A 6,702-nucleotide genomic window follows, 5' to 3' on the forward strand; every position below is an offset into this window, starting at 1 on the left:
ATCCTCAAGAGGATCACCAGAGGGTAGCCTGCCGACGGCGCAAACTGAAATCTGGAAGCGAATCTCTGGAAATCGGATCATTTGTCCGGACCGGTGACCCGCCACTGCGAATTTCCTCCAGAATGGACGAGAGTCTGGCGGGAGTGCTCCCCATTTCACCAGACAGCCGGCTGGGTTGATTTGCCCGGATGAACTGCCGAGGGGAAGTCATCTTGGCGCGAAATGAGGATGGATTTCGATGTGATCCTCGATCCATCCGTGAGCGCGACGAACAGCCCACTGCTTTCGGCGTTGACGGGATCGCAATAGCACTTTCTTTTAGAACGTCTGCTTTGCCCGCTTCGGCATAAAGTAGGTTCGGATATTGACGAGTGCTTCGGCGACGGCAGTAGCATCCTGGCGGGTCGCTTTCCGTTTTGTCTCGCCGAGGTTGCGGATGGGCGCGATGATATCGCCAGTGACGGCATGACCTCGAAGAACCGGCTGCCAAAGCCTCGGCGCGTATCCTGTTCCCAACAAAAAGCAGAGGTCCCAATCGAACGGATCAAAGGTCTGATCATCGATCCTGGTGAACCTGGGCCGGTGGTCTTTCGGTGTTTCGGAAAGGCTCGCCGAGATGCGGTTATACTCCGCAACGATCGTCTGCACGGCCCGATGTTCCGTTGTCTCCATCGGCAGGTTCAGGGCATCCGGGCCGGTCAGTTCCAGGATCCATTTGCGTGGGTCGATGAACTTCGGGCCGATGATGAGAGCCGTAAGATAACCATCGAGACCGCTCATTGACCAGATTGGCGATGCTGGACGACGTGCCCTGATAAACGCCTCGAACGCCTCATCATCAAGCTTCGGTCGTGCGGTCGTCTCTTGGCTGTTGTGCGTCATGCCGCCCGTCGCTCCTGCTCTGTTATCGTCTCGCGCTCAGCCTTCCAGCTCCACGGCAGGAGACCTTCCATCTCGCTGGCTTTCACTTTGCCCGCGATGATGCGTTCCAGCACATCGGCAAGCCAGGCCTCGGGGTCCACACCATTCAGTTTACAGGTGTTGACGAGCGATGCGAGGACCGCGAAGGTCTTGCCACCGCGCTCGTTGCCCACGAACAACGAATTCTTCCTCGTCAGGGCCACCGATTTCATCGAACGCTCGACCACATTGGAGTCCACTTCGATCCGGCCATCCTCCAGGAAGGCTGCCAGTCCGCTCCAGTGGTTGAGCGTGTAGGTGACGGCCTTGCCAAGCGCCGATTTCGCCGACACCTCGTCGCTCAATTCGGTGAGATGGGCGTTCAGTTCTCTCATGACTGGAGCTGCCTCGCGACGCCTCACGACGAGCCGGATATCGGCACTTTCGCCGCGTAGTCTCGCTTCGATCCGATAGATCTCGGCAATCCTGGCAAGGATCGATAAAGCCTCCGAGGAGCCGGTAAGCTTGACGACATCGACAAACTTGCGCCGGGCATGGGCAAGGCAGAAGGCCAGCCGCATGGGCGCGACATTACTCTTCCTTCGGCGCCTGGCTATGGTCTTATAGGCTTGGTATCCGTCGACCTGCAGCAGGCCAGCAAAGGACGCCAATTGCCCCTCGATCTCGCGCGCACTGCGGCTTTCGGCAAAGATATAGGCCACCGCCGGCGGCGCCGGACCATTCCATGGGCGATCGTCGATCGCCTGCGCCCATAACTGACAGACCTTGGTGCGTTTGCGCCCTGGATCAAGCCGCGGGAGCGGCGTCTCGTCACAAAACACCCTCGGCTGCAAGCGGATGAAGGCAAGCAGCTCGTCATAGAGAAGTTCTAGCCACCAGGCGACCCGCGTCACCCAGGCACCGAGCGTGCCGCGATCGATGATCACGCCGCAGGAGGCCAGCATCTGCGCCTGGCGATGGAGCGGCAAATGCCAGGCAAACTTCGAAACAGCGACATGCGCGGCAAACGCCGTAGTCACCATTCCGCCGTCCATCACGCGTGCCGGCGCGGGCGCCTGCACAACAACGCTTTCGCAGGCCCGGCATGCATAGCGCGGCCGGATCGTCCGCTTCACCCGGACAACCGCCGGCACGATGTCGAGCGCCTCGCTGACATCCGTGCCGATGCAATGAAGTTCGAATGAGCAGCAGGGGCAGAGCTTGTTCTCGGGTTCGATGATCTCGTCATAACGAGGAAGGTGTTTGGGCAAACGGCCGATATTGCGGGCTGGCGATCGCCGTGCCTTCGTTTTGTCCTCGGCGACAGGCGCGACATCGTCATTGGCCGCAACGGGAATCTCATTGAGATCGCCAAAATCGAGCGCCACCTGCGTCGGGTGGAGCACCGTCATCTTCTCCGATTTCGTCCCGAAGAGCTGGCGCTCAAGGAAGGCAACGCGCGCCTTGAGATCGGCATTCTCTTCGTCGAGCGAGAGAATGATCCGGGTCAATTGCGCAGCATCCTGGGGCAAGGGATCGGGTCGAAGCGGCATGACAGACCCTACCATATGAGCCTGAATCTTCAAGCAAAACCAATAGGATCAGCCTGCTTTTGACGGTTTCCTCACCGCGTTTCGCTTGACGCGCGTCCAGTCAATGCCGGCTAGTAGAAGCGATAACTCCTGGGCACTCATCTGCATCGCGCCATCGCGGATCGGCGGCCAAACGAACTTGCCCGCCTCCAACCATTTCGTTGCCAGGATCATGCCTGATCCGTCCCAGTAAATGCAGCGAAACCGATCCAGACGCTTGGCGCGGAACACGAACACATCGCCACAATAGGGATCGGCCGCAAGCGCTGACGCCACCAAAGCCACCAAGCCATTCATGCCGCGCCGGAAGTCGACAGGCTGCGTCGCCACCATGATCTTCACGCCATTTGGCGAAACTCCGATCACCGGCGTCCTCGCAACGCTGCCACGATCGCCTGCGCCAACTCGGGCGCCACCGAGCCAATCACGGTCATGCGTGCTCCGGCAATCTCGATCTCAATTCGGCCGGAAGCAACGGAAGCGATATCCGACGACGCGCTCTGGGGAGGCGCTCGATCGCCAACCACCGTCACCGGCACGAACATCGCCTGCTGCGCGAAGGTCTTGGCAGAGCGACGAGACGTCAGTCCAGCTTCCCGACGCCAGACGTTCAGCAAACCGCGATTGACGCCCCAGCGCCGGGCAACGGCCGAGATGTTCACGTCAGGTTCTGCGCTCTCCGCAAGGATCCGCGCCTTCTCCTCGTCAGTCCAATTCCGCCGCTGGCGCCGACCGGTGATCACCTCGATCCGACGATACCTTCCCTCATGCCTGGCTTCATCCATGCCTTCATCCATGACTTCAAGCATGGCATCAGCGCGATCTCCAACCATTCCATTCCACTCCTGCAGATGAAGGAGCTTATCTCGCGGCCTCATTCACAAAAGAAAAGGTGGGGTGTTCGTCGCGCTCACATCCATCCATCGATCTGCCGGAGCGCGGCTTCAGCGTCCGGACGTGTTGAGATGCGGATATAGTCACGTTTGATCGTTTTGACGAAGGCTTCGGAGATGCCGTTCGATTGCGGACTGGCGACGGGTGTGAAGCATGGCGTCAGATCAAGAGCCGGGGCGAACAATCTGGTTTCCCGCGCCGTGTAAGGCGAACAGGTATCAGAAAGATGCTCGATGGCATGCGGCGCTCGGGTTGCGCCGAAGCGTTTCTCAACAGCCTCCGGCGTCATGTCACGGATGTCAGAGCCGGACGCCATCGAAACGAGATCTGTGATGGGGAACTGGTTGCGGGGGCAGGATTTGAACCTGCGGCCTTCAGGTTATGAGCCTGACGAGCTACCGGGCTGCTCCACCCCGCGCCAAGCGTAAATCCCTTTGGGATTTATCGCGGTGATGTAAGCGCGAAGCGCTTGCATCTTCTGCCTGATCAACTTGGTTTTGCCAAGTTGTTTCATGTGAGGGACGCACCGGTGATATAACGGGACGTTTTCCTCATATTCACATCAGTTCTGCAAAGCAGAAAGGCCGCTTTGCGGGCGGCCCTTGGGATCGGCATGGGCCGTTTGTTTTCGTGATGAGAAGATTGTTTGCTTTGTTTTTTCAGCGGCATTGCCTTTAGCAGACCTGGCAGCGACCTACTCTCCCGCGTCTTGAGACGAAGTACCATTGGCGCAGGGGTGTTTCACGGCCGTGTTCGGAATGGGAACGGGTGCAGCCACCCCGCCATGACCACCAGGTCGGCTAAGGGCAATGCTCCGGCCGTTGAGGCCGGAGATTGTTGAGAAGCTGGTTCACTCCGACAGTGATTGGTGAACTGTCGGTAGTGATTGGTTTTTATGAACACGTCGATTGGGACGGATTTCGTACTGCGGTGCGTATGGCACCCATACAGGACGCTAGTCCGTCGCCGGTCGTCCGGCGCCCCCGCGGAGCGCAGCCCGAAGGGCGTACGCGCGTGAGCGCTGAACAAAAGCATCATCAAGCTCCGCTTGATGAGCATGGTCAATGAGAACGATCAAGCCGATCGGGCGATTAGTAAGGCTAAGCTTCATGCATTGCTGCACGTCCACACGCCTCCTATCAACGTGGTCGTCTTCCACGGCCCTGATAGGGAATACTCGTTTTCAGGGGGGTTTCCCGCTTAGATGCCTTCAGCGGTTATCCCGTCCATATATAGCTACCCTGCTATGCCCTTGGCAGGACAACAGGTCCACCAGAGATATGTCCATCCCGGTCCTCTCGTACTAGGGACAGATCCTGTCAATATTCCTACACCCACGGCAGATAGGGACCGAACTGTCTCACGACGTTCTGAACCCAGCTCACGTACCGCTTTAATTGGCGAACAGCCAAACCCTTGGGACCTGCTCCAGCCCCAGGATGCGATGAGCCGACATCGAGGTGCCAAACAACCCCGTCGATATGGACTCTTGGGGGTCATCAGCCTGTTATCCCCGGCGTACCTTTTATCCGTTGAGCGATGGCCCTTCCACGCGGGACCACCGGATCACTATGACCGACTTTCGTCTCTGCTCGACTTGTCAGTCTCGCAGTCAGGCGGGCTTATGCCATTGCACTCGACGAGCGATTTCCGACCGCTCTGAGCCCACCATCGCGCGCCTCCGTTACTCTTTCGGAGGCGACCGCCCCAGTCAAACTACCCACCATACACTGTCCCGGACCCGGATGACGGGCCGCGGTTAGACATCCATGACGATAAGGGTGGTATTTCAAGGATGGCTCCACGAAGACTGGCGTCCCCGCTTCAAAGCCTACCACCTATCCTACACATGCCGACACGAATGCCAGTGTAAAGCTATAGTAAAGGTGCACGGGGTCTTTCCGTCTAACCGCAGGAACCCCGCATCTTCACGGGGAATTCAATTTCACTGAGTCGATGTTGGAGACAGCGGGGAAGTCGTTACGCCATTCGTGCAGGTCGGAACTTACCCGACAAGGAATTTCGCTACCTTAGGACCGTTATAGTTACGGCCGCCGTTTACTGGGGCTTCGATTCAGAGCTTGCACCCCTCCTCTTAACCTTCCAGCACCGGGCAGGCGTCAGACCCTATACGTCGTCTTTCGACTTCGCAGAGCCCTGTGTTTTTGATAAACAGTCGCTACCCCCTGGTCTGTGCCACCCCAAAATGGTTGCCCAATCTGGGGTCACGCTTCTTCCGAAGTTACGCGTGCAATTTGCCGAGTTCCTTCAACATCGTTCTCTCAAGCGCCTTGGTATGCTCTACCTGACCACCTGTGTCGGTTTCGGGTACGGTCTATAAGGTGGAGCTGTTTCCTGGAACCGCCCCGCTGCCCACTCAATCCAATAAGAGTGAACAACTTTCGCGATCCGTCACTACCACCAGGCCCACGAATATTAACGTGGTTCCCATCGACTACGCATGTCTGCCTCGTCTTAGGGGCCGGCTAACCCTGCTCAGATTAACTTTAAGCAGGAACCCTTGGTCTTTCGGCGAGAGGGTCTCTCACCCTCTTTATCGTTACTCATGTCAACATTCGCACTTCCGATATCTCCAGCAGCCCTCACGGGTCCGCCTTCACAGACTTACGGAACGCTCCGCTACCCCTATGTCTTCGTTAGAAGATCATAAGCCTCAGCTTCGGTGCATGGCTTTAGCCCCGTTACATTTTCGGCGCAAAGACCCTTGATTAGACCAGTGAGCTGTTACGCTTTCTTTAAATGATGGCTGCTTCTAAGCCAACATCCTGGTTGTTTTGGGATCCTCACATCCTTTCCCACTTAGCCATGACTTGGGGACCTTAGCTGGAGGTCAGGGTTGTTGCCCTCTTCACGACGGACGTTAGCACCCGCCGTGTGTCTGCCGAGTAGTACTCTCAGGTATTCGCAGTTTGGTTAGGATCAGTAAGACGGTGAGTCCCCATAGCCCATCCAGTGCTCTACCCCCTGAGGTATTCGCTCGACGCTCTACCTAAATAGATTTCGCGGAGAACCAGCTATCTCCGAGTTTGATTGGCCTTTCACCCCTAGCCACAAGTCATCCCAATCTATTGCAACAGATGCGGGTTCGGCCCTCCAGTTGGTGTTACCCAACCTTCAGCCTGCTCATGGCTAGATCACTCGGTTTCGGGTCTAATGCAACTAACTTAATCGCCCTATTCAGACTCGCTTTCGCTGCGCCTACACCTACCGGCTTAAGCTTGCTAGTTACACTAAGTCGTTGACCCATTATACAAAAGGTACGCCGTCAGGCTTGCGCCCTCCGACTGCTTGTAGG

General features: G+C 57.4%; 4 protein-coding genes, 1 tRNA gene, 2 rRNA genes and 1 pseudogene (1 of these 8 running past the window's edge). All 8 read right to left on the reverse strand.

Going from position 1 to position 6,702, the window contains the following annotated elements:
• Positions 1 to 318: 318 nt before the first annotated feature.
• On the reverse strand, positions 319 to 882 hold the full coding sequence (locus QEO92_RS22920) for a UPF0149 family protein (RefSeq protein ID WP_227704566.1): 564 nt from the start codon (positions 880 to 882) through the stop codon (positions 319 to 321).
• Positions 879 to 2,453, reverse strand: coding sequence for an IS66 family transposase (gene tnpC, locus QEO92_RS22925; protein ID WP_227704567.1), 1,575 nt, complete (start codon positions 2,451 to 2,453; stop codon positions 879 to 881). The genes QEO92_RS22920 and tnpC overlap by 4 nt, the downstream gene beginning before the upstream one ends.
• Positions 2,454 to 2,501: 48 nt before the next feature.
• On the reverse strand, positions 2,502 to 2,858 hold the full coding sequence (tnpB, locus tag QEO92_RS22930) for an IS66 family insertion sequence element accessory protein TnpB (RefSeq protein ID WP_227704568.1): 357 nt from the start codon (positions 2,856 to 2,858) through the stop codon (positions 2,502 to 2,504).
• Entirely contained in the window at positions 2,855 to 3,325 is a 471-nt protein-coding gene (gene tnpA, locus QEO92_RS22935; RefSeq protein WP_227704569.1) for an IS66-like element accessory protein TnpA, read from the reverse strand. Before tnpA ends, tnpB begins: the two co-directional genes overlap by 4 nt.
• 80 nt (positions 3,326 to 3,405) lie before the next feature.
• Positions 3,406 to 3,696, reverse strand: a pseudogene (locus QEO92_RS22940) (IS3-like element IS426 family transposase); the annotation flags it as partial.
• 31 nt (positions 3,697 to 3,727) lie between these two features.
• A tRNA-Met gene (locus tag QEO92_RS22945) sits at positions 3,728 to 3,804 on the reverse strand.
• Between the two features lie 263 nt (positions 3,805 to 4,067).
• Positions 4,068 to 4,182 (reverse strand): 5S ribosomal RNA (gene rrf, locus QEO92_RS22950).
• A gap of 274 nt (positions 4,183 to 4,456) precedes the next feature.
• Positions 4,457 to 6,702: ribosomal RNA gene (locus QEO92_RS22955) — 23S ribosomal RNA — on the reverse strand; it runs 704 nt beyond the window's last position.

It is taken from the genome of Neorhizobium petrolearium (genome assembly GCF_029854435.1).
GTDB classification, from domain to species: domain Bacteria; phylum Pseudomonadota; class Alphaproteobacteria; order Rhizobiales; family Rhizobiaceae; genus Neorhizobium; species Neorhizobium petrolearium.

Excerpts from the sequence above, each read along its gene's own strand:
- QEO92_RS22920 (WP_227704566.1), bottom strand. The coding sequence starts at position 882 with ATGACGCACAACAGCCAAGAGACGACCGCACGACCGAAGCTTGATGAT.
- tnpA (WP_227704569.1), bottom strand. The coding sequence starts at position 3,325 with ATGGTTGGAGATCGCGCTGATGCCATGCTTGAAGTCATGGATGAAGGC.
- tnpC (WP_227704567.1), bottom strand. The coding sequence starts at position 2,453 with ATGCCGCTTCGACCCGATCCCTTGCCCCAGGATGCTGCGCAATTGACC.